We start from the raw sequence: 22,984 nt of genomic DNA on the forward strand, positions 1-22,984 counted from the left end.
TTCCAGATGTCGGAGTTCTGATCAGTGTGACATCAGTTCGGACTCGCCGTCGTTCCGTCATTCGCGGTAGCATTAACGAGATATTGCGTATAATCGCCGTTGTCGTACAGTCGGTTGACTGTCTGGTCCCGTTCGAGTTGATCGAAATCACCGGGTGTGTATCGCCATCGGTCACGATAGCCCGGGAAAAGCTCTGGATACGTGATCCGGCCCTTCCGTGTGATTGTAAGGTAGTGGTCGGAGTCGTAACTACTCCCGAGATACTGTCGGGTGGTGTAATTGAAATGACTCGGCGGTGTCCCTTCGTCGAAGTTATCCGCTGTCTGAACACCGTTCCGGTAGTCGTGATGTCGATGAAAGGTGATCCCGAAGCGGTCGAGATTTTCGGTGGCCTCGCCGTGGCCCATCAGCCATGCGCTCCCCTCAATTTCCATCTCGGTTACCTGTGGATTCCGTTCAGAACTCAGCGGCGATTTATACACGCTGAATGTGGAAAGGCTTGCGAGCAGTAGGAGAACTACCACAGCTGTCGGCCAGAACCCTACAGTCCGTCCGATCCGTCTCTCGCTCCAGTCGACCTTTCTCCAGCTGACATACAACAGCTGTCCGACCAATATGATAGCGCCGATCTTAGCGATCTGGAATGGTCGGTTCGGCGGGACGATGAGGTCCGAGACTAGGAATAACAATCCTCCAAAGCTGAATACGACCACCGCCCCGGTAAACAGGCCGAGGTGTGGTGTTGGGACATATCGACCTTTCCAGACCAGAGCAGCTACAGCGACGGTAAATGTGAACCCGAGCCCAAACAGCATGAATTCTACGCCATACTTGAACAGTATCACTCGAAGAATATCGATTAATGCCGGTGAAGATTCTTGAATAGTTTGCTGATAAGCGGCCACCGGCGGTTCCCCTTGATCGACACCGAACAGAGTGGTGTAGATCCGCTTGAAGCGCAGAAGGATACCCGCGTACTGCGTGTACCAAACCGCAAACAATGCTACTGAGAGCGAAAAGAGATTTTTCGTTGTGGGGAGTGGACCGCCCATACCCGGAACGTGATTGCTCCCGCGATATAGGACGAATGTCCCGATGACAAAAAGCGCAGTTAGCGGGTGATAGAATGTCTGTGCGAAGAGTGCGATCACGAAAGCGGTTCGGGTTGCAGGTGCGGCGCTTTGATCACTCTTGAAAAGAAGGTACAGCGAGAACGGTATCAGCATAACACTCAGTGCAAAGGGGCGGAACCCGAGATGTGCGAATCGAAGCACAGGGAGCATGACGAACGGGAGTCCAAAGAGCATCTCTTGTCGGGAGTCGAACACGGTCCGCAACAGATAGAACATCGCTCCGTAATATAGCAGAGAAAACATGGGAGACAGCACCATCACGACCGTCATCCAGCCAAGACCCGTCGCATCGGAAACAGTGACAGCCAGAACGTGGGCTGGCGGGTAGATGTTGGCGCCGATCTCGCCGGTGACAACAAAATCGCGGATATACCCGAGATGTGACATAGGGTCTTCACGCCCATACATCTGATACCCACGCAGGAACGGCATGAGAAAGAGGACTAAATTAGAGAGAATCATGAGCGCGAGTGCCGGTCGCCACGTCGTATCCGCGCGCTCAGCCGCGCTCAAGAGTATAACAAGGCCGCCCACGAACAGCGCACCGACGATCGAGACCCAAAAATACGACGGGAGAGCCCCGTAGATGGATATTTCATACTTGGTTGCCGATGGCACCGTAGAAACGACTGCGACCGCAACCATGAGTAGCCCTGTCCCGAGGAGCGTAAGTAGTTCAAGATGCCGGGTTCGGCTCATCGGTGTCGCCTCCTGAGATTTCGCTGGAAGAACCACATCGTCGAGCGAGAGTAATGTTGATCAAGAGCATCAGATGATCCTTCACTTGATCGGGCTTGCATATCTTCCCCTTTCCGAATTGTATACATTGTTATGCGATCATTTAGCTGTCTCCACAGGGCCGCCGGAAGAATCTGCGGTCCGTCCGTGACGGTTCCGCTCCTGTCCGGTGTGCCTACTTGACTGACTGTGACATGGTCTATCTCACTATCACTCCACGGTGGGAATGAAAACGACAACAGCGGTTCAGTTGAGCCGATGCCACAGTGTCCGGTTTCCCGATGGTACGTCGTCGCTGTCATGCTGGAAGCCAGGAGAGTTTAGGTGCCGGAAGCGGGACCGTTAGTTACCTTCTGTCGGAGAGAGGCAATCGATTCATAAGACCATCTCCCACCGAGCGACGCAACCAAATGCGGATACACTGACCAGTACAACGGATTCGCGAGCGCGGATAAGAAAAAGTACTTCCTGGCCTCCCTGTAACGGTCGGCTCTAACCGCAGACCGTGCCAGCGAGCGACGCATTGTGGCTACGAACATCCGCTCATAGTAGAGTCCGTACTCCGCCGCAACCCAGTCATGTTTCGAGATGAGCAGTGGATAGGCCACGTCTCGCTTCTCTTCAAACTTTTTCGTAATGCTGTCGGGGAGTCCGGTCTGACGGTACGTCAGCGTCTCCCGAACTGGCTGGAAGTGGGCGTGCTGTGCTAGGCGGAAGAACCACTCGCGGTCTTGCCAGGCAGGCAATCTCTCGTCGGGTAATCCTGCAGTTTCTATGACCGTCGTATCGACCATAACCGACGAGAACTGACCGAAGTTCGTGCCGGTCAGGAGGTCCGTCATTACGTCGCCCGATGCGACTGGTGTCGACACTGTCGTGCCCTCTGGCCCGTCCTTCCGAACGCCGGTGTACACAACACCGGTCTCCGAGCCAGACTCCTGAAATGCTTGCACCTGCTTTGTAATCTTCGTCTCGTCCCACTGGTCGTCATCGTCCAGAAATGCGACGTACCGGCCGTCGGCGGCTCTAATACCCGTATTCCTGGCAGCGTTCGCTCCTCGGTTCTTGTCGTGACGGAGGATCCGAAACGAGTTGCCCACCGTCGGATCGAATGAGTCCAGCGTTTCTCTGACAGGAGTCGGAGATGCGTCATCGACGACGAGCAACTCAATGTTGTCGTACGTCTGCTCTAGAACACTCTGGATGGCGCTCGATAACCGTTCGTTCCGGCCGTACGTCGGAATGATTGCGCTCACGAGCGGCGTTGTCCCTCCTTCCGTGTCCACGGACTCATTCATGTGGCTTCGGTATTGGGAGTCGGGACCGACAGTGTTCACTATTCGGCACCTACTCGTGCTCCCAAACCGCAAGTCATCGGCTGGACATATCGCTGGTACCACCCGGTCGCCCTCTCTTCCTGAAGAAACTCCCCTCGAAGTCTGGACAACGTCCCGACCAGTAGTCAGATACACGCCTGAAAAACATATCAATACCGGAGTCGACGGGGTAACTAGAGGTGTGCCGTCTGATGGATTATGTTACTCCCGTCAATAGATACCAGAATAGGTTAAGAAGGGAATAACAATGCTATCAATCACAGCATATGTGGGTATGCTTACTGGGATCGCATCAAGTGATCTGCCCTCCGACGATACATGACTTGATTTACACGTACAAAAACAATGACTGATGACTCAGGGTTGGCGTCGCAGATAGGCCGACGGAAGCTCCTTGCCCTCCTCGGATCAGCCGCGGTCACCGGTGGTGTTGCCCATCAAGTGTTTGGGGGTCGGTTTACCGGGCCCAGTGAGGAGCCACTGGCTAGTGTCAAAGGCACGCCGGAGGCAAAACCAGATCAGGAACATAAGCCAGAGACGAGCGGGGAGAACATCAGGGCGCACGGTGCGAAACCGAACCCGGGCGATCCGAGTATTGAGGCCGCAGAGAGGAATCTGAAGGCCCTCCAAACTGCTGCTCAAGCGGCTGGTGCTCACGGGTCTATTTACGTCCCAGAGGGAACGTACTACATTGGCCGTAGAGCAGCGCAGTACGAACCATTTAATCGGATCGGTGTCGACGGGGATATGCCACCCGGCATCTCAATCTATGGAGCCGGCCCACAGGCCTCGGAACTCGCTATTACAGAACGACTTCAGGCCGATTCACACCCGGTACAGACCGGCTTCCGCTATATGGACGATGTGGACCACGGTACGGTCGTTGTTAGGGATGTCCGGCTCAATGGAAACTATGAGAACCTCCCGAACCTCCGCGGTGCTGGTGGCGGATCAAGATGTATCAAAGTCGGTGGCGACGGTGATCTCCACCTATCGAACGCTCATATCCGCGGCTGGTATCAAGAGGCTATCCTTGGACGGGATGTGCTACGGACCGTCAACCGGTGTACATTCGAAGACAATGCCATCGCCGACCACAATTATTCGGATGGCGGACACGTCGGCCACCACATCACCACCCACGCGAGCAAAGGCAATCCCCTCAGAGTGACGAACTCTCGATTCATCGATTGTTCTGGAAGCGCCATCGATGTCCGATTTAACGCCGGCGAGATATCTGTCAGAAACTGCTATGTGACTGGTACTGGTGCGAATTTTTGTAAATTGAGTGCCGCATCCCTGTTGGATGTCCGTCGTGTCTTCCACCGCGCGAACACTCCCTCGCTCGAAGCGAAGCTTGATGACATCCCCGGACACGAGTTTGATGGGCGACAGTTCATTCAGCGTATAGCTTCCCGAGCGGACACCCCACCGACAGTACGTCTTAATGACGTTGTTACGACAAATATGACAGACTACGCGCTCCAGTGTCGGATTGACGAAATGACTATCGAGGGAGATATGATAGCAATCATTAAAACGAACATACGAGAAGACGATGAAGTTATCAGAGACCGGGATTCTGGATGGTTCTCGGATATCGATATCGACCGGCTCTCAGTCCATGAGTGCAATGGCATGGTGTTCGATCTGAGCTCATCAAATGGCACTATCCAGACCTTGGCACGGAACAATAATCAGGGAGGGCTCGGCAACACAGCTGACCTCACGGTCGAAACGGATGCGAAGGGGCAAGCACCGTTCGAGCCATCAGTACCGTCGCCATCGACTGTCGGAATCAACACTGCGTCACACTCAGTGGTATGGAGGTGATCTAGTATGCCTGCACTGAAACTCACTGCCAGTCACCGAACAGGGATTCACCGTAACTATCAGACATCTCAATCATGAATGGACCAGACACAGGTATCAGACGATTGACTCTCGCATCACCGAAATCGGACACAGAGCCTCGACTCCGCCGGTTTCTGCTGATTTATATCAGCGTGCTGGTATCGCTTTCGCTGGCGATGTGGTGGGTCGGGTTTACGGCATTCAGTGTCTACTATGTCATCGCCTTCCTGTGGTTTCTAGTCCTGAGCGTACTCCTAGTTTCGCCGAAGGCAGATATGAGGTGGACCCACGGTCTTCGATGGGCTAAATGGCTCGGCTGGATACTGCTTGTGTATGTCCTCTTTAGACGTGTGATGCCTGTTCTTTCATAGCGAAGAATCAGTTCAAATGTTAGACCGAATACATCGCGTAGCTTTGACCGTCACTGCGCTTATATATCAAAAGTATAATAACAAAACGTGGAATGTTAGCACTACTTGTGGATGGAAGGGTTCCTCTGAGCTCTGGATTGAAGACCTGCACCTCGACAGCCACATATCGGGTTGACGTAGAATCTGTAGGGTTCCATAGCATATATTGGGGTGCATATAACCCGAGAAGATCCTGTTTTCGACCGACCATCCGCAGAAATTGGTGGCTCAACATATGTATTCTGAATAAAGTAACAGTTAGGCCCCTACGCGTCAAACTCATCTATAATTGCCAGTTCAAGGATGACTTTAGCGCGATAGTTTCCCCCAAGAGCGTAGCATCCCAAAGTGAACAGCACATCCAAGATAGCTATAATTTTATTTGTTATTGTCTGTCTTCTAAACCATGCGTCAAAGAGAACACCAGTACCCGATGCATACTTAATGAGGCGCATTTCTAGTCAGCATTCATGTACGATGCGGTCGTAAGTGCGATGAACCACCCAGACCCCTTTAATCCCTACATGGGGCTGTTCAACTTCCGCTCTATCAAAGCGCTCAGTGCGAGAGACGCTAGTCTAGATGTTGTTACCCCTCGTCCGAGAGCGCCCCCGATCGGCCCCTATTCCGAGTTCAGTGATATCCCGAGTCGACATGAGTACAGCTCTCATGAGGTCCACTATCCAAGGTTCCTTTATTTGCTGCCACAAAAACTATTCAAATACACATTATCGTCGAAGTCGTTTTCGGAAATGCTTCCGAAATATGTCTCATCGAACTTTGAGACGCCAGATATCTGTCACGCTGGTCACATCCATTACGATGGTTACGGGCTGGTTCCGTACTGCAGGAGCAACGATATCCCGTTGACAGTCATGGGACGTGGAAAAATTTTGAATAACTTCTACAATCTCTCACAGATAAGCCGACGGAAGATCAGAGAGACTCTCGATTACGCGGATGGGATCTTTTGCGTGAGTGAATCACTCGCACGAATTGCCAACAATATTACCGAAACCCCGAAAGCCACTGTACTCCCCAACGGTGCGGATCCGTCACGGTATCCAACGGATAACGAGGCAACGATTCGACAGGAACTAGGAATCGACCAAGATACTACGCTTGTCATGTTCTGTGGCGGGTATACGGAACGGAAAGGGATCCGCGAAATTTGTGAGGCTCTGGATAACATTCGTAACGACGACGTAGCCTTTGTGTTCGTCGGTCATTACGGTGATCTCCGCACAGAACTCCTCGCCGAACTCAAAGCTAGCCATCACGAGAACTATCGAGTTCTCTGGGAAGTTCCGCCACTGGGCCTTCGTCGATGGTTCGCTGCTGCAGACATTTTCATGCTCCCGAGCCACGCAGAAGGCCGGCCGAACACTATATACGAGTCGATGGCCAGCGAAACAGCGGTTGTCGCCTCTGCTGTGTCCGGTATCCCAGAACAAGTTGTAGACGAGGAGACGGGTCTCTTGATCCCAAAAAAAGACTCCGATGCGCTTGCTACCGCTCTGAACAGTCTCATCGGTAATTCAAAAGAACGAGAACGAATGGGAACAAACGGAAAGGAACGGTTAGTATCGAAGGGCTGGACGTGGGAGGCACACGGGCAACGACTTGCGAACCTGCACGAAACAATCATCAATGACGGCCAACTCCCCGCAGCTGAAATCTTAGGCTAATGCCTGGCAGGTAGTGCTGTTAAGCTGTGAAGACGTGCTTTTCGAGGAAACGTTCGTACTCATCAAACACGGGTTTCGGCGAGAAGTCATCAGCGCGGGACCGCAACCGGTCAGAATCAGGCGGGTCAGCAAGCGTGTCACAGACTGCGTTGGCCAATCCATCCGTGTCGTCTATTGGGATAAGTGTACCATGCTCCCCATCAGAGAGGATCTCTCTGGGGCCGCTTGGACAGTCTGTCGACACGACCGGGCACCCAACCGCCAAACACTCGATTAATACCGTCGGTAATCCCTCATACTGGGACGAGAGGAGAAACACATCTGACTTTGTCATGTACCGATACGGGTTATCGACGAATCCGGGAAGAGACACCACATCTGATAACCCCAACTGCTCAACTGTCGTCTGAACTTGCGCTCTGCACGGTCCTTTACCCGCAATGACTGCACGCGCATTGGGGTTCCTGTTGACTACTTTCTCGAACGCATGGACCCATCCATCGAGATTCTTTTGCCGTGCGTGTCGCCCAACGAATAGGACGACATCTCGCTCATCGTTTTCTACCCACTCGTGCTCGACTGGTTGTCTGGCCCGACCACGAATCTGTTCGACATCCACAGGGTTGTGTAGGACAGAAATGTCTGATCGGTCGACTGGTGTTCTATCGACGAGGCTATCCGCGACGCCTTCGGAAACACTGATTATCTGATCTGATGCGGGGTAAAGTCTGGGAACGATCCGTCTGACGATCTGGTCTTTCGGTGTCGCCTCAACGTCGTGTCCGAACACGGAGTGTTGCGTCGGAATCACTGCAGTATCGGCGCTGAGGAACCGATTGATGGCGAGTGAGACAATGCTGGGGTGTTCAAGATGGGGAAACAACGCTGCTGGCTTTCGTTTATTTAAATATGTGGCCAGAAACGGTAGGTGCGCGGCCACCCCGACCACAGGCGTCTTCGATGGTGGCAGTTCGACGATAGACACCTGTCCGGATAATTCCGACCGAAGCTCACCGCTCGCCCGTGACAAGAGAAGATCAATGTCGTATCCTCGGGTGACCAGTCCGTTCGCGATTGTGATTGCGACCTGCTCTGCACCGCCAACGGAGAGATCTGGAATGAAAAATGCCAGCAGTGGTCGGTCACCGTCCATCGTGGTTACATTGTTTTGCTTGGGTACTGTCGAGACAGCAGAACCGGCCCCATCTGAAAGCGTCGACTCGTACATTGTCGTACTGATCCCGTCAGATAGTCTTTGTTAGTCACTGGGTTCCGAAATTGAATTCCACAACATGACCCCGCCTGTTCAGGTGAGCAGATGAGATGGACAGAACGATAGAGCGGGTTGGAAGGAACAGACGGTAAGAAAATCTTACGAGACTCATTGTACAGTCCAATATGTAGTCTGCCCCTGCTAGCGGGCATTACACGTACGAAGCCTGCTCGTAGTGGTACCTGTACTGCGCTGCGGTCAATCCTGACCTCTACCAAACAGGAAACTGGGGACGTCAGCTCTAACTCGTCAGGCTTGTTAGCTTCATATAAAATTTTCACAATTTGAGAGATTCATTGTGATAGCCCCAAGGCAGATCAGGATCATCAAATGAAGGCGTCATAAAGGTGTGCACGGTTGATACGTCATTACAAAGTGTGAACCGCTGCCGTCAGGTACTGGTAACGCTAACCCAGATATGCGTACGTCGGTACGCGTTCTCGGGGCGAGGGTTCGATCCAACCGGGGCTTCGTTCCGATAGAGAAGGTATGAAACCCGGATATCCTCTCCAACCAGCGTGGGAGACATTTCGTGCGATCGATTAAGAGTTTCACCAGCCGCAACGCGGCTCCTGAACCGACCTATCTGCGCGGTAGCTAGGACACTGCCGTTCTTGATTCTCTGAGCGATGACTACCACTGTATAATTTAGCTCTTGTCCCTCATGATTGCCGATGGTGACCTGAACAGTCCGGGAACTGCCGAGTGCCATCTCTGACGGATACTCAGACGCAATGGGCTCTCCGTTGTCGGATTCAGTTACCAGCGCAAACTCCGTAAACTGTTCACCCCGGTCAGTCGATATGGCCGCGTAACCGATCCCGGTACCGGAGAGAAGAAGCCCTAATACAAGCAACGTCCGTAGCATCGGAACACTTCTAACCGGTGGTCGAGACGCCTTGCTCCGGACGGTTGTCATCCAACGTAAGGGACTGAAAGACTCGTCAGCTGGCACTCGCAGCCGTCGAATCGCTGCAGCAATCGTGAGAACGACAGTCGTTACGCCGATAGAGAGTTGGTACGGTCCGGTAGTCTCACCCGGCGAAATCAAGACTACTCCTAGCCCCAATAGCGGGACAATACAGACACTGGTTCCAACTGCAAGGACACATCGTTCGCCTGTAGAGATTCGTCCCCCCCAGTTATCAAACGATCCATCTGACTCGGCGGAACCACGCGGGAATAGAAGCGCGGTCAAAGCGTATCCCGGCGCGATAAGCACCGCCACCAACCCCAAAACAACTCTTGCGGGAGACTGTCCGATATACCCTTGGACAGTGGCGAGATGCCAGAGGCCAAGGAGTCCGATCAGCAGAAGGTCGATCGGGAACGCCTCCGTCTCGATGTTCGCATCTGCATCAGTAGCCATTATCGCTTGATGAGAGTGAAGTAATAAAATTAGACAGTTACTACCAGTGTAGACAGTCAGATCAAAGATTATCGTCCGTAATCTGGCCTCCCAATTTGCTCACTGGATGGCAAGGAGACTGTTGTCAGTTGATGAACTGCCACTTGGAAAGCAACTGTCCAGAGCGTGGGCGTCCAGTTGTACGCAATTGAGTCGGGATCCGTCTATCCCCAGCCAAGCGAATCATCGGGGACCAGTCAATTCGGGCTTAAGAATAGACTCACTATCGAGAGACAGTGCTTGCCGGCTCTGGTCACTCGGGGGCCGTGACTGTTTCTCTTGCGGGGAGTTCCGGGACTGCATCGAGAATCTGAACGGCGGCTGTCCCATCTCCGAAAGGCGTGTTCCAGTCCCCGGCCTTTCCGCGCATTTGTGTCGCTGCCGCGGTGATGCTACTCGGTTTCCGGCCGGCAACACAGTTCGCACCAACAAATGCTGTCTCAGGGCGTTCAGTTCCATACCTAAGCGTCACACACGGTGTCCCGAGGATGCTGCTCTCCTCCTGCACACCACCTGAGTCGGTGAACACCAGGTCCGCTGTGCTCTCTAATCTGAGGAAATCAAAGAAATCCAGTGGCTCGATAAGACGAATTTGGTCGGGAACTGCAATACCGAACTCTTCGAGGCGGTCCTTCGCTCGGGGATGAATCGGGTAGATGACTTCTCGTTTCGCTTGAGCGCTTGCTCGTGCGACGCCGCTGAGAATCCGCTCGAACGCTTCCCGGTCATCGACTGTTTCCGCTCGGTGAGCGGTCAAGAGGTCGAACTGCCCTTCTGAAACGCCGAGCTCACTCAGAATCTGACTGCTGGTTGCAGCATCATCGTCAAAGGTCTCGACTGCGTCGACAATCGTATTTCCAGTGACTGTGATACGGTCCTCGGGAATCCCCTCATCTCGGAGTAACGTTGCTGTTTCGGCGGTTGGTGGGAACAAATGGTCAGCGATGTGATCAATGATGACGCGGTTCGTCTCTTCGGGCATTTCGTCATCGAAACTTCGAAGTCCTGCTTCGACGTGAGCCACGTCGACATCCATCTTGCTCCCCGCGAGTGCGCCCGCAAGGGTGGAGTTCGTGTCTCCCTGGACAAACACCACTGTGGGCTCAGTGGCTTGAAGTTCTTCTTCGATACCAGTGAGCATCGCACCAGTCTGCGCCCCGTGATCGTCAGATCCGACTTCGAGGTTCACATCTGGCGGTGATAACCCGAGCTGTCGGAAAAAGACAGTATCAAGCGAGTCTGAGTAATGCTGTCCAGTGTGGACGATGTGTGTACCGACGCCACGCCGGTGACACTCTTTGATTACCGGGGCTAACTTGATAATCTCTGGGCGCGTTCCAAGCACAAACCCAACGGTGTTGTCAGTCATTGTTGCTCACGATTCCGGTAATTGAACGTCCGGTGGGAGTCCACCCACTCAGTTTCATAGCGATTCCGTGAGTAGCCGATAAGATTTGTTATAGGCCTCCTACGCCGTTGTTGATTGCCAGTGGGAGAATTGTTTCTGACAGACGGCTATTCGGAGCACTAACTCAGAGTGTCCGGACATCGAATCCGTGCTCAGTCCATTGCGCCGTGTCGATGACATCAACTGGATCAACCACAGTCCGGCCTGCCATCTTCGACCTGATGTCCTCTGGGTCGAGCGCTGCAAACTCATCGTGTGCAGCCCCGAATATCACCGCGTCAGCGCCGTCAACTGCTACATCGAGTGGCACTAGCTGTAATCTGGAGTCCGTTGCCCGCGGGTCGTGAATCGTGACTGATCCCTCGTCCCAACCCCCATCCATGGCCGGGCGTGTATCCACTGTGACAGTCCCGAGCAGTTTGGCTATTTCCAATCCCGGAGAATTGCGAGTGTCGCTGACGTTGCCCTTGTACGTGATTCCAAGGACGGCCACAGTCTTGTCTTCGAGTGAGCCGATGGCATCTTCGAGTATTCTGACGACGTGTTCGGGCATCCTGCTGTTGACTCGGCTCGCGATATCGATTAGCTCTGTAGCACCAGACCCATCGCTCAGGAAATGTGGGTCGACAGGAAGGCAGTGCCCACCCACGCCCGGACCAGGGCTCAAAATATCAACCCGTGGATGGTTGTTCGCGAGCGAAATTGCAGACCGAACATCGATGCCGTAGTTCTCTGCGAGGAGCGCAAGCGTGTTGGCATATGCGATACTGACGTTTCGTTCGGCGTTTTGTGCTAGCTTCACGAACTCGGCGGTCGTTGGGTCTGCGGCGACATGTATCTCTCCTGAGGTGAGTGGTTGATAAAGCGATTTGATGGCACTGACTGAGGCCTCATCAACACCACCAACGATTCGATCGTTGGTTCGGAGTTCTGTGAGCGTATTCCCTGGCATCACCGTCTCAGGCGTGTACCCCAGGTGTACATCCTCACCGATATCGAAGTCGTCTTGTGACAGGATCGGTGCCAAGATTCCGGTCGTTGTGCCCGGCGGTACTGTTGATTCCAGCACCACGGTGTCGCCCGATCTGAGAACGTCTGCCACGTTCCGTCCGGCATCTTTCACGTATGTCAGGTCCGCCCCGTCGTTCAGTTCGTCGTACGGGGTTGGAACACAGATAATATGTACATCAGCGGGTTGGGGACGGCGGCTCGGCGTTAGATTGGACTCCAGTGCATCCTGAATGTACGATTCAAGTTCAGGCTCGCTGACGTTCGGGTTTCCCTCGTTGAGGCGATCGATTACACCTTCGTCAACATCGAAACCAGTGACATCAGTACCTGCGTTGGCGAACAGCGATGCAGTCGCGAGCCCGATATAGCCGAGCCCATGGACGCAGATACTCATGCTCTCTGTGCCCTCGGTCGTTTCGTTATTGACTCGCCACGCTGTCGCCGTGCTAGATAGTCTGATGTTGATTCGCTTCGCATTGACTTACGAATCATATAGATTAGCCTTTGTTATGCAGAAGTTGTTTCTGGTAATAGAGATAACACCATAGTAAACCCAGACCTGATAAGTGTGTCTGGACCACCTAATATGGCCAATCAACTACTGAGCCGCCGGCTATTTCCGGTATAATTCCAAGGAGTGAAGAATAATTCCGGTGAAAGATGCGAGGATCCCAATGATTGTGAAAGTGGTGCTAGCCAGAGCATATCCAAGCGGAAAGCTCCCGGACTGAAGATAATTGAACATCGTGAAGTAGGTGAACGCAAATCCGACCAGAACGCAGGATACTCCGGGCACACCAAGCAACATGATAGGGTGCTCTCGCTCAACTGTCCGAATAATGTTACCAACGAGGGTGAGTCCATGCTCAACTGGGCCAAGGTTGTTAGAAGCCTCCACGTCGTAATCTATCGTCGTTGGGACCTCTACGACTTGGTAGCCGTTCGAGTGTGCGTGATAGAGAATATTGGTGCTTGCATCCATGTGGTCGCCGATTGAGTTGTCTTCAGCGAGTGAGCTTATCGCCTCTGTACTATACGCACGGAACCCGCTCTGTGTGTCGCTGATCTGCTTGGTCGGTCTGAGGATTCCGAGGCTGAGATTAGTCATGAGATTCACCGCAAACAGACCAAACCGCCGATACAACGGCATCTCGGTGTCTGCGTCCTCATCGAACCGATTTCCAATAACGACTTCGGCTCCCGACTCCTGTTGCTGTTCGATCAAGTCCGGGATATCACTGGGATCGTGTTGCCCATCAGCATCAAGGATGACCAGGTAGTCGGCATCACCCCGGTCAGCCTGGTCAAAAATACTGTTGAGGGCACCACCATACCCGACGTTACGGTCGTGCTCGTACACTGTCGCGCCCGCCGCCGATGCGACTTCGACAGTGTCGTCAGTACTCCCGTCGTCGACCACCAGAACGCTGTCTGCATAGTTCTTGGCAGACTCCACCACCGTACCAATCGTTGCCGCCTCGTTGTATGCCGGAATTCCGACCATGACAGTCGGATCCGCCTCGGTGACGGGTTCAAGTTGGGCGTCGACGGTGAATTTCTCGGTCTCTTTCAGGGCGTCCCGGCTTGCCGGGAGATTAACTGACCCATCCTCCTCACCATGGTAGAGAAGGCCTGGATACCCAGCTTCCTTGGCGAACAGCTGCAGGCGCTCGCGGGGGGAATCGGCCTCAGCCCAGTTTCCAGAGGGGAGAACCACTTCTGCATCGAGCCATCGGGCAAAAGTGAGTGCCTGAAGATCAGCATCAACTGCAGCCGTGACAATTGCCTGGTGTGCCCGTGAGTGTATACGAAGAATCTCAGCCGCAATCCACTCTGCGTTCGACTCGGTTGCGACTAACCCAACGGCGGGCAAGTTCTTTGAAACCTCGCGTGTGCTGTCACTAGCGGGCGATTGCTGTATTCTATCCGACATCTCAGTTCCACTCCGGAACCGCACTCAATTGCGGTCGTCCGGTGTGATCGTCCACACGCTCCGGTACGTTTAGTGGTGTCATTGTGGCGAATAGTGGATTCCGTTATGCTCTGCTGTGAACGAGTTATCATATTGTTATTCCCAGCTTTCCGAGATTGCGCCAATCCTGTATTATTCGCAAAAAGCTGGTAACAAAGTACGGACTGACGTGAGGACACGATACGTGGCCGCTATGGTCTCACCGGGCGTTCGCTCGGCACATGCCCTGTGATCCAAAGATTAGTCGCTTATGAACCGAGGCGTATGTCTACGAATAACTTAACCCATGAAAACCCCCCGTTCGGGTAGCATGTCGACGAATGAGATCCACAATTGTCGGGTGTTAGTTACCGGAGGGGGTGGATTCATTGGGAGCCATCTTACGTCAGCGCTAGCGGAGGAGAACGATGTGCGGGTCCTCGATGACTTTTCAACGGGACGGCGTGCCAATCTCCCAGCCGATGTAACCGTCGTTGAGGGTGATATACGAAAAAAGGGAACGCTTGACGAGGCGATGAATGACGTTGACGTAGTTTTTCATGAGGCCGCAATGGTTAGTGTTCCACAGTCGGTTGAGCAGCCGGTCGCCTGTCACGAACTTAATGGGTCGGCAACTGTCTCCGTGTTCGACTGCGCTCGACGACAGGATGCGCGGGTCGTACTCGCCTCCAGTGCCGCCGTATACGGTACCCCCGATACGGTCCCAATTACGGAAGCGGAACCGGCTGATCCACGCACTCCGTACGGAATCGAGAAGCATCTCGGCGAGCAGTATGCGCGGTTTTATACAGAGCAGTACGGTCTGCCGACAGTCCCGCTACGGTACTTTAACGTCTATGGGCCGCGTGGACTGGACGGGGAATACGCTGGTGTCATCGGCACGTTCATCCGTCAGGCGCAGGCCGGTAACCCGCTCACAGTCGAAGGTGACGGAAAGCAGACGCGTGATTTCGTTCACGTCGATGATGTCGTCCGGGCCAACCTGCTCGCAGCCACGACAGATGCGACCGGCAGGCCGTTCAACATCGGAACTGGGCGAAGCATTAGTATCAACGAACTCGCCGAAACCGTCCGGGACGTCGTTGGAACGGATGTGGCAATTGAACACGTCTCCGAGCGGGTGGGTGATATCAGAGAGAGCGAAGCGGACCTCAGTGACGCACGCACACTGCTCGGATATGAACCGACCGTATCTCTCCGAGAAGGGCTTGAGTCAACGCTCAACGCTGAAGGCGAATAGGCACCTCCTGTTGCTGCTAACGGATATTGCAAATGCGGGGCAATAGTCTCATTCAGGCCATTTTTTGCTCCCGATAGTAGCGAAATGGCTTTTTGCGTCACGAAGTCATCACTTGTACACACAGCGATGATATAACCAAGGCATACTGATATAAAATAGCGTCTAACACTGACCTGACCAACTCATTCGAAAACGAGAACAGCCGTGCTGTTGCCTGTCTACATTTTCACTCAGTACTGGCAGACACGGCAGTGCGGTACGCTGTGGAGCCATCTAACGGGTCACGCACAGTGCCTGCACTGCCTCCAGACTAGAAGCGGCTTCTGGCAGCACCACTGAGCACCGTTTCTGCGGGGGATTTTTTACCGATTCGGACGGAATCAGTCGTATGATTCATAACCGGAGCGCACTGGCTGCCAGCGCTGCACACGAGGTGGCACTCGACTGTCTCGAAGCTGCTGTGGACGCGGCTGCACCCACGGCCGCCACCAAATCGGCTGTCAGCCGCGACGGCGAGACGCTGACAATCGCCGGAACGACCTACGAACTTGCCGAGTATACCGATGTTATCGTTATCGGCGGTGGGAAAGCCGTCGGCGGCGTGACACGGGCACTTGAGTCTATGCTCGGCGACAGCCTCAGCGGCGGCCACATCCTCTCCAAGCAGGCCGTCGACACTCAAACCGTCCAGAGTTCGATGGGAGACCACCCGTTACCGTCGGACAAGAACGTCGCGGCGACGACTGAGATACTAGAGACAGTCGATGAAGCCGACACGGACACGCTCATCTTATTTGTCCTGACTGGTGGAGCCAGCGCGCTGCTATCGGCTCCGGCCGGGGACCTGACACTGAACGACCTCCAGACAACGACCGATAGACTCCTCAGTGGTGGCGTTCCGATTACGGAGATTAATGCGGTCCGGAAGCACCTCTCAGACCTGAAGGGTGGACAGATAGCACGGCGCGCGGCTCCCGCTACTGTTGCCGGGGTACTAGTCAGCGATGTCGTCGGAAACGACCTCTCGACCATCGGTAGCGGTCCGTCAGTCCCGGACGAAACCACGTATGGAGATGCGATCGATGTGTTCGAACGATACGGCCTCGCGCCGCCGCCAGCCGTTCACGACCATCTTGAAGCCGGGCAAGATGGCCGACGACCGGAGACACCGTTCCCCGACGATTCAGTCTTCGACCGTGTTACGAACCATCTCATCGCGGACAACGCAACTGCACTTGACGCCGCCGCTGCTGTCGCACGGGAGGCCAGCTACGAACCATTGGTCCTCACGTCTCGGCTGCGCGGCGAGGCCTGTGAGGTAGCGAAGCCGCTCGTCGCTATCGCCGAAGAAGCGACAGCGACTGGCACACCGGTCGAACCGCCAGCAGTCCTCCTTGCCGGTGGTGAGACGACTGTCACGGTCAGGGGAGATGGCGGACAGGGCGGCCCCAATCAGGAATTCGTCCTTTCGGGGGCACTGGCCCACGACGGCGACGCAGTCATCGCTGCCGTCGACACTGATGGCGAAGACGGAAGTTCAGACGTGGCTGGAGCTATCGCTGATACGAGCATCATCGAGGACCGCGAACGAGCCCGCGACGCGCTGCTCGCAAATGATGCCGGCTCGCACCTCTCAGAACTCGAGGCGACAGTTGAAACCGGACCGACCGGGACGAACGTCAACGACGTGATTGTGCTCGTTGTTCCAGAGGCAACCGAGTAACGGCGGCACAGGTACGCGGTGGCTACTCTTAGGTGGTACTACCGGACCGTTGTATCACGGAGGATGTGGCAGCCACCGTTCGATCCGTGGGTCACGTTTATCAGCAGACGGGCTGATATGCCGTGCATGAACGCACCTGATCAACAGGTCGCGGCGGACGCCCTCTCCGTCCCGGAAGAGACGATCGTCGATGCCTGTGGCGACCCGCCGCTCCCCGAACTCGGCGTCATCGAACAGAACTGGGAGACAGACCCGATAGCGCCGGACGACGTCGCAGTACACGCAGCGCGGGCAGTCGAGTCACTATCTTTTGCCGAGGTACCTGCAGGCGGCGAGGTCGCGCTTGGCGTCGGTAGTCGCGGTATCGCGAACCTTCCCACTATCGTCGCCGGCGTCGTTGAAGCAGTGTCTGATGCCGGCTACAAGCCATTCGTCTTCCCAGCCATGGGGAGTCACGGTGGCGCGACCGGCGAGGGCCAGCGAACGATGCTGAACGAGCTGGGCGTGACAGAGTCGGCAATAGGCTGTGAAATCCGGTCGACGATGGATGTTGTCGAGGTCGGACGGACACCAGACCGGGATGTGCCTGTCGTCGCCGACGATACCGCTGTGGCGGCTGATGCAATCATCCCCATCAACCGCGTCAAGCCGCACACGGATTTCGACGGTCCCGTCGAAAGCGGGCTCTCGAAGATGCTGGTCATCGGGATGGGCAAGCAACGCGGCGCACAGATTGCTCACAAGTGGGCTGTCGACTGGTCGTTCCGGCGGATGATTCCAGAGATTACCGGCCAGTTACTCGACGAGTTGCCCATTGTCGGCGGCGTCGCAATCGTTGAGGACCAGCACGACGAGACGACGCTGATAGAGGGTGTGCCGCCGAGTGGGTTCCTCGACCGCGAGGCGGAGCTGTTAGAGACTGCCTACGAACTGATGCCGACACTCCCGTTCGGGGACCTCGACCTCGTGATATTCGACCGCCAGGGGAAAGAAATCAGCGGTCAGGGACTGGACACGAACGTTATCGGTCGCCGACCGTTTTCGATAAACGAACCGGCTCCGGAGACGCCAGACATCAAGCGCATCTTCACACGCGGGCTGACCGAAAAGACACACGGGAACGCGATGGGTGTCGGTTCCGCGGATGTCGTTCACGAAGATGTCGTCGCAGAACTCGACGCGCAAACGTCGCTTATCAACGCACTCACTGCAAGCACTATTCGTGGAGTGAAGCTGCCGCCAGTGGTCGAAACCGACCGCGCCGGCATCGTCGCTGCGCTGTCGACGATAGGCGTCGTCGACACCGAAACCGTTCGTGTCCTCCGTGCAGCTGATACGATGCACCTTCACCGGCTCTACGCCTCGCCAGCGCTGGTCGAGGCCGCACGCGACCGTGCTGACCTCCGTGTCATCGAAGAGCCGTCACCGATTGAGTTTGATACCGGACAGCTCGTCGCGCCGCCGCTCCGCGAGTAGCTGCCGGTAGCAGACCTGTACACGTGTATTGCAGAGCGTAGGCGGGGTGGGCTATGTTTTATCGCGGCGACACTTACACGATATCTCAGACCGTGAAGGCCAAGCGACACACGGGCCTGCCTCACGGAAGGCTATAAAAACGGGGTAAATAACGGGCGTACACGCGTTAGGTGATTGTGCTGGCTCGCGCACGCAAACCGTAAAAAAGGTTACGTCGCCAAGAGCTCAATAGGGTGGCTCGGCTGCCGCTCAAGCAGAGCGTCGATCTGCTCCAGACACGAGGTTCCGCTGGCGACAACGGGCCGGTCCTGTACGCCGTCGTCTCGTAGTTGTGTCCGGAGTCTGTCTCCGACATCCATGCTCAGTTCGTAGTAGTCGGACTTATACCCGAAGCTCCCGGCCATGCCACAACACTCCACATCAGATGTGACGACATCGTACCCACACTCCTCGAGCACAGCGACGGTATGAGCTTCGAGCCCGAGTGTCCGCTGCTGGCAGTGGCTGTGGTACGCGATTTCGGCCCCCTCTACGGTAGAGAGTGAATCGACGGCCGCCCCGTTGTCGAGCAGGCCGAACACGTACTCGAACACCTCGTAGCTGTTCGCCGCGATGTCAGCGAACGCCGACTCGTCGATGAGGCGTTCGTACTCCCGTGTGAACATCGCATGGTCACTCGGCTCAATAACGACCACGTCGCGGCCGTCTTGGATGTGGGGGGCCAGAGCCTCTGTGACCCGTTCGGCGTGGTCTGTCGCCGTCGCAACCATCCCCTGAGAAAACGGCGCGCGGCCGCTAGACGGAGCCGGTGGAACCACCACATCGACGCCAAGCGATTCGAGGACCTTTACCGCGGCTTTCCCGCGCTCGACCTGGACGTGGTTCGTGTACAGGTCCGGGTACAGCACTGCCCGGCGCTCGGGATCATCGACCTGTGAGTCACGAGCAGCGGCCCAGTCGACGAGCGTCTCCCGTTCGAACGTTGGCAGGTCCCGCCGCGGGTCGATACCCAGGACTCGTGACATCGTCTGTCGGGCGAGTGTCGTATCGGCCAGCCAGTTCGACACCGGCGCGGTGGCGCTGCCGAGTTTCGCCACGGTCTCAAAGTTTCCGAAGAAGCGTTTCTGCAAGGGGGCACCGTCGTCCTCCTCGTCGGGGGTGAGGCCGTCGACGAGCCACTCACCGGGGGTGTCCTTGTCGCGGTTGATCCGATCCCGGACCACGGTGTTGATCCACGGAATGTCGATGCCAACCGGGCAGGCGTTTACGCAGCGCGTACACCCGGTACAGAGGTCGTTGAACTCCTCGGCCACGTCCAGCCCTTCGATGCCGGCTTCCCAGCCCGTCGCAATACCGCCCGAATACGTCTCCCCGCCGAAGGCGTGGCCGCCAACGCTCTGGAAGTTTGCACAGGAGTTCGAACAGGCGGAACACCGGATACAGTACAGCGTCTCCCGGAGCTGTTCGTCGTCTCGCATCTCAAGTCGGCCGTTGTCGATAAGTACGAGGTGGAAGTCGCGTTCGGAGTCGAATTCCGACAGCGGCGTTTCGTCGTCCGTGAAATCGACGACCGGCGTGTCAACTGGCGGGGTCAGCAAGGAGACGTACGACGTGATGTCCTGACCGGTGCCCGACCGACCGATGAGTTCGATGAACGGGTGGAGGTCCGCAACTGTCGGAATCACCTTCTCGACGCCAGCGACAGCGACGTGCGTGTCGGTCGCAGCCACCGTCTTGCGAGCGTTCCCTTCACTGGTGACCAGCGCCATCGTCCCGGTGTCGGCTGCGATGAAGTTCGCACCGGTGATACCGACTTCCGCGTCGGTAATCTGCTCGCCGAGTTTCTCGCGAGCGAAATGGGTCAGTTCCTCGGCCGTCTCCAGTGGTTCGTCGGGGTCGAACCGCTCGTTGAACAGCGTAGCGATGCTCTCCCGTGACTTGTGAATCGCGGGAGCGACGATGTGTGACGGGGCTTCGTCGGCGACCTGCAACACCCACTCGCCGAGGTCCGTCTCGACCACGTCCACGCCATCCGCTTCGAGCGCTTCGTTGACCTCGATCTCCTCGCTGGTCATCGACTTGCTCTTGACGACCCGGTCAGCCGCTCGCTCGTCGGCTACCTCGCGGATGTACTCGTTCGCGTCAGCAGCGTCGTCGGCGATGTACACTGTCCCGCCGTTCGCTTCGACGGTCTCCGTGAGCTGGTCGAGAAGCTCCGGTAGCTCCGCGATTGCGTCCTCCTTGATACTGCGGGCTGCTCGCTTGAGGTCCTCGTAGTCCTCCAGGTCCCCGACAGAGTCATAGCGCCCCGCGTTGAACCCCTGCGTGTTCTCCGCGATTGCTGCCCCTTCGGTCCGCATCAGTTCGCGGATTTCGTCGGCAGTCGCCATTGTCAGGCCGCCTCCTCGACGATGATGACGTGGACCTCCTTAGGCCCATGTGCGCCTTTGACGAGCGCGCCCATATCGGCTGTCGCGCTCGGTCCTGTTGCGATGATCGCGCTCCCGTTCGTTTCGGTAAACCGCTCGTCCAGTTCTGCCACAGCTGCGTCCATATCTGGCTGGATGTCTTCCTCGTGAAGAATAGCCACATGGCGCTCAACGAACAGGCTCACGAGTTCACTGGCCTGTTCGGTCATCGTGAGGACGAGTGAGCCGTAGTCGCCGACACCGAGTTCGGCACCGGTTACGCCGGTGGTCGCCTCGCGAAGCCCGACCGGCGTCGGATCGACTGTTACCGGCGTCTCTGCGAGAGAAAACGCCTCGTCCCCGACCGTCTCGTCAAGCCCGATCCCGACTGCCGGCTCCGTGACTGCCTCCGTGACAGCGGCTTCAAGTTCAGACTCGGGTGTGCTGGAAACTGACACGCCCAGTGCTTCGAGCGACCCCTCGAACGAAGCGCGTTTGCTTTCCATCTATACGCGAACCGAAAACCTACATCATCATTTAATTTTTGTCTGAAAGAGACGACGGCCCAGCAGGCGTGGTCGATCACCGTTCACCTTCCCTCCCGAACTGGATAGTGTTTTTATATTATATCTGGTATCCTGATTCCATTTACTGCTATTATTTACATTCCTTCCAGATTTTATATCCAAATTCGACACTCTTAGATAATAATTCGAATATATGGATGTATATCTGCCACTTCCGTCACTAGGCAGTCTATCAATCTCGTCATAGCAGTTGCAACAGTGATCGGTTGTGTTTGTGTCGAACAACGACCGGGAGGCAAGGGACTTTGTGGGTTCTGTGAGAAACACCGACAACGGATCGATGGATAACCCACCCGGCGTACCTCCAGAGACAAAGGTTGCGACATTACTAGAAGAGGGGAAAGAAGCTGACGCACGAACAGCGCTTGAGGGTCTTTCGAGGGCCGAACCAGCGACCCAGCAGACGTGCTTGCAGTCACTCAAAGCGGCTGCCGAGGGCCACCCCGAACTGTTCGGCGGCGTCCTGCCGTCGCTCACTGAGTTCTTACAGGGCAGTGAGCGGCCGACACGACTCACGACAGCGAAGTTGTTCGTCGCAGTCAGTGAGGGCGCGCCGGACAGCGTGGTTCCCGTCGTCCCGACGCTTGCCGAGCGACTTGCGGACGAATCGGAGTTCTACTACGTCCGTGCACGGTGTGCGGAGGCGCTGGGCTACGTCGCCGTCGACCATCCCGACGCCGTCGTCTCGCCGGAGGTCGTAGCAGACCTGCGTATCGGTCTGGAGTTCGACGAACCAGAGGTACGAGAGAAATTGGCGAAGGCCCTGTCCTACATCGCCCTGGGTAGTCCCGACAGACTCCGGTATCAGGTCGATTCACTCGCCGAGCATCTCCACGTGGACGACGAACTGGTTCGATATCACCTGAGCACGGCACTCGTCGTCATCGGTACTGAGTGTCCCGAACGGCTTACAGACGCCAGTGAAGAACTCATATCAGGTCTCGAAGACGAAAGCAGATACGTTCGTGGGCGGGCAGCCGAAGCGCTAGGTTTGCTCGCCGGCACTGCTGATCTGGCGTCGTTCCCACACGACCGGCTCGACGCACTCACCGACGACCACGAGTTTGTCGCAGAGCGAGCGCAGCTCGCTCTATCCCAGTCCCGTGGGGAAGAGCTTGACAGTGCATATGACGAAGTAGCCACGAAAGAGACGATTCGCACGCAAACAGCCGACATTGTCTCAGAAATCCGTACGTCGGGAGATGATGGCGAGTGCCCACATTGCGGACTCTCACTCCCCGATTCCGGCCCCCCGCTCTGCCCAAGCTGTGGCACCCCGCTGTGAAGGACGGTCGGATTACTGCAGTTTCCACAGAAC

At 55.8% G+C, this 22,984-nt stretch carries 15 protein-coding genes; 6 read left to right on the plus strand and 9 right to left on the minus strand.

What is annotated here, in order from left to right:
* Positions 1-32 precede the first annotated feature (32 nt).
* Complete coding sequence (locus DVK01_RS13035; protein ID WP_101351809.1) at positions 33-1,832, minus strand: hypothetical protein; 1,800 nt, start codon at positions 1,830-1,832, stop codon at positions 33-35.
* Between the two features lie 359 nt (positions 1,833-2,191).
* Positions 2,192-3,169 carry a glycosyltransferase gene (locus DVK01_RS13040; RefSeq protein ID WP_101351810.1) on the minus strand — a complete coding sequence of 326 codons (978 nt, stop codon included), beginning with the start codon at positions 3,167-3,169 and terminating at the stop codon, positions 2,192-2,194.
* Between the two features lie 384 nt (positions 3,170-3,553).
* Here DVK01_RS13040 and DVK01_RS13045 point away from each other — a divergent pair, with 384 nt between their 5' ends.
* A complete protein-coding gene (locus DVK01_RS13045; protein WP_121537057.1) occupies positions 3,554-5,041 on the plus strand; it encodes a right-handed parallel beta-helix repeat-containing protein in 1,488 nt (495 codons plus the stop codon).
* Positions 5,042-5,942: 901 nt separating this feature from the next.
* Positions 5,943-7,160: a glycosyltransferase family 4 protein gene (locus tag DVK01_RS13055; protein WP_121537059.1), complete on the plus strand. Its 1,218-nt coding sequence runs from the start codon at positions 5,943-5,945 to the stop codon at positions 7,158-7,160.
* 19 nt (positions 7,161-7,179) lie between these two features.
* Here the strand turns inward: DVK01_RS13055 and DVK01_RS13060 are convergent, their stop codons facing one another.
* The 5 genes from DVK01_RS13060 to DVK01_RS13080 all read right to left on the minus strand — a co-directional run bounded on the left by DVK01_RS13060 (position 7,180) and on the right by DVK01_RS13080 (position 14,193).
* A complete protein-coding gene (locus DVK01_RS13060; RefSeq protein ID WP_121537061.1) occupies positions 7,180-8,388 on the minus strand; it encodes a glycosyltransferase in 1,209 nt (402 codons plus the stop codon).
* A gap of 436 nt (positions 8,389-8,824) precedes the next feature.
* Positions 8,825-9,802, minus strand: a complete 978-nt coding sequence (locus DVK01_RS13065) for a DUF1616 domain-containing protein (RefSeq protein WP_101351815.1) — start codon at positions 9,800-9,802, stop codon at positions 8,825-8,827.
* A 292-nt stretch (positions 9,803-10,094) separates the two neighbouring features.
* Positions 10,095-11,210 (minus strand): non-hydrolyzing UDP-N-acetylglucosamine 2-epimerase, encoded by a 1,116-nt coding sequence (gene wecB / locus DVK01_RS13070; protein WP_121537063.1) that lies wholly within the window; start codon positions 11,208-11,210, stop codon positions 10,095-10,097.
* A 163-nt stretch (positions 11,211-11,373) separates the two neighbouring features.
* Positions 11,374-12,654 carry a nucleotide sugar dehydrogenase gene (locus DVK01_RS13075; protein WP_101351817.1) on the minus strand — a complete coding sequence of 427 codons (1,281 nt, stop codon included), beginning with the start codon at positions 12,652-12,654 and terminating at the stop codon, positions 11,374-11,376.
* A 219-nt stretch (positions 12,655-12,873) separates the two neighbouring features.
* Positions 12,874-14,193, minus strand: a complete 1,320-nt coding sequence (locus DVK01_RS13080) for a glycosyltransferase family 2 protein (RefSeq protein ID WP_101351818.1) — start codon at positions 14,191-14,193, stop codon at positions 12,874-12,876.
* Positions 14,194-14,542: 349 nt separating this feature from the next.
* Here DVK01_RS13080 and DVK01_RS13085 point away from each other — a divergent pair, with 349 nt between their 5' ends.
* From DVK01_RS13085 to DVK01_RS13095, 3 genes are all read left to right on the plus strand, one after another.
* Complete coding sequence (locus DVK01_RS13085) at positions 14,543-15,472, plus strand: NAD-dependent epimerase/dehydratase family protein (protein ID WP_121537065.1); 930 nt, start codon at positions 14,543-14,545, stop codon at positions 15,470-15,472.
* Positions 15,473-15,860: 388 nt separating this feature from the next.
* Positions 15,861-17,195 carry a glycerate kinase gene (locus tag DVK01_RS13090; protein ID WP_121512762.1) on the plus strand — a complete coding sequence of 445 codons (1,335 nt, stop codon included), beginning with the start codon at positions 15,861-15,863 and terminating at the stop codon, positions 17,193-17,195.
* Positions 17,196-17,321: 126 nt separating this feature from the next.
* Positions 17,322-18,671 carry a DUF362 domain-containing protein gene (locus DVK01_RS13095; RefSeq protein ID WP_101351821.1) on the plus strand — a complete coding sequence of 450 codons (1,350 nt, stop codon included), beginning with the start codon at positions 17,322-17,324 and terminating at the stop codon, positions 18,669-18,671.
* Between the two features lie 209 nt (positions 18,672-18,880).
* Here DVK01_RS13095 and DVK01_RS13100 read toward each other — a convergent pair whose 3' ends face one another.
* Together DVK01_RS13100 and DVK01_RS13105 are read right to left on the minus strand one after the other, a co-directional pair.
* Positions 18,881-21,061: an LUD domain-containing protein gene (locus DVK01_RS13100; protein ID WP_101351822.1), complete on the minus strand. Its 2,181-nt coding sequence runs from the start codon at positions 21,059-21,061 to the stop codon at positions 18,881-18,883.
* A 2-nt stretch (positions 21,062-21,063) separates the two neighbouring features.
* Positions 21,064-21,585, minus strand: coding sequence for an LUD domain-containing protein (locus tag DVK01_RS13105; protein WP_101351823.1), 522 nt, complete (start codon positions 21,583-21,585; stop codon positions 21,064-21,066).
* Positions 21,586-21,946: 361 nt separating this feature from the next.
* On the opposite strand from DVK01_RS13105, the gene DVK01_RS13110 reads away from it, so the two are divergent.
* On the plus strand, positions 21,947-22,951 hold the full coding sequence (locus DVK01_RS13110) for a HEAT repeat domain-containing protein (RefSeq protein ID WP_121512760.1): 1,005 nt from the start codon (positions 21,947-21,949) through the stop codon (positions 22,949-22,951).
* Positions 22,952-22,984 lie beyond the last annotated feature (33 nt).

It is taken from the genome of Haloarcula sp. Atlit-120R, from assembly GCF_003665885.1.
Lineage (GTDB): Archaea > Halobacteriota > Halobacteria > Halobacteriales > Haloarculaceae > Haloarcula > Haloarcula taiwanensis.

Bases quoted from the DNA above. Each gene is read 5' to 3' on its own strand.
- DVK01_RS13035 (WP_101351809.1), bottom strand. From the start codon at position 1,832: ATGAGCCGAACCCGGCATCTTGAACTACTTACGCTCCTCGGGACAGGG.
- DVK01_RS13040 (WP_101351810.1), bottom strand. From the start codon at position 3,169: ATGAATGAGTCCGTGGACACGGAAGGAGGGACAACGCCGCTCGTGAGC.
- DVK01_RS13045 (WP_121537057.1), top strand. From the start codon at position 3,554: ATGACTGATGACTCAGGGTTGGCGTCGCAGATAGGCCGACGGAAGCTC.
- DVK01_RS13055 (WP_121537059.1), top strand. From the start codon at position 5,943: ATGTACGATGCGGTCGTAAGTGCGATGAACCACCCAGACCCCTTTAAT.
- DVK01_RS13060 (WP_121537061.1), bottom strand. From the start codon at position 8,388: ATGTACGAGTCGACGCTTTCAGATGGGGCCGGTTCTGCTGTCTCGACA.
- DVK01_RS13065 (WP_101351815.1), bottom strand. From the start codon at position 9,802: ATGGCTACTGATGCAGATGCGAACATCGAGACGGAGGCGTTCCCGATC.
- wecB (WP_121537063.1), bottom strand. From the start codon at position 11,210: ATGACTGACAACACCGTTGGGTTTGTGCTTGGAACGCGCCCAGAGATT.
- DVK01_RS13075 (WP_101351817.1), bottom strand. From the start codon at position 12,654: ATGAGTATCTGCGTCCATGGGCTCGGCTATATCGGGCTCGCGACTGCA.
- DVK01_RS13080 (WP_101351818.1), bottom strand. From the start codon at position 14,193: ATGTCGGATAGAATACAGCAATCGCCCGCTAGTGACAGCACACGCGAG.
- DVK01_RS13085 (WP_121537065.1), top strand. From the start codon at position 14,543: ATGTCGACGAATGAGATCCACAATTGTCGGGTGTTAGTTACCGGAGGG.
- DVK01_RS13090 (WP_121512762.1), top strand. From the start codon at position 15,861: ATGATTCATAACCGGAGCGCACTGGCTGCCAGCGCTGCACACGAGGTG.
- DVK01_RS13095 (WP_101351821.1), top strand. From the start codon at position 17,322: ATGAACGCACCTGATCAACAGGTCGCGGCGGACGCCCTCTCCGTCCCG.
- DVK01_RS13100 (WP_101351822.1), bottom strand. From the start codon at position 21,061: ATGGCGACTGCCGACGAAATCCGCGAACTGATGCGGACCGAAGGGGCA.
- DVK01_RS13105 (WP_101351823.1), bottom strand. From the start codon at position 21,585: ATGGAAAGCAAACGCGCTTCGTTCGAGGGGTCGCTCGAAGCACTGGGC.
- DVK01_RS13110 (WP_121512760.1), top strand. From the start codon at position 21,947: ATGGATAACCCACCCGGCGTACCTCCAGAGACAAAGGTTGCGACATTA.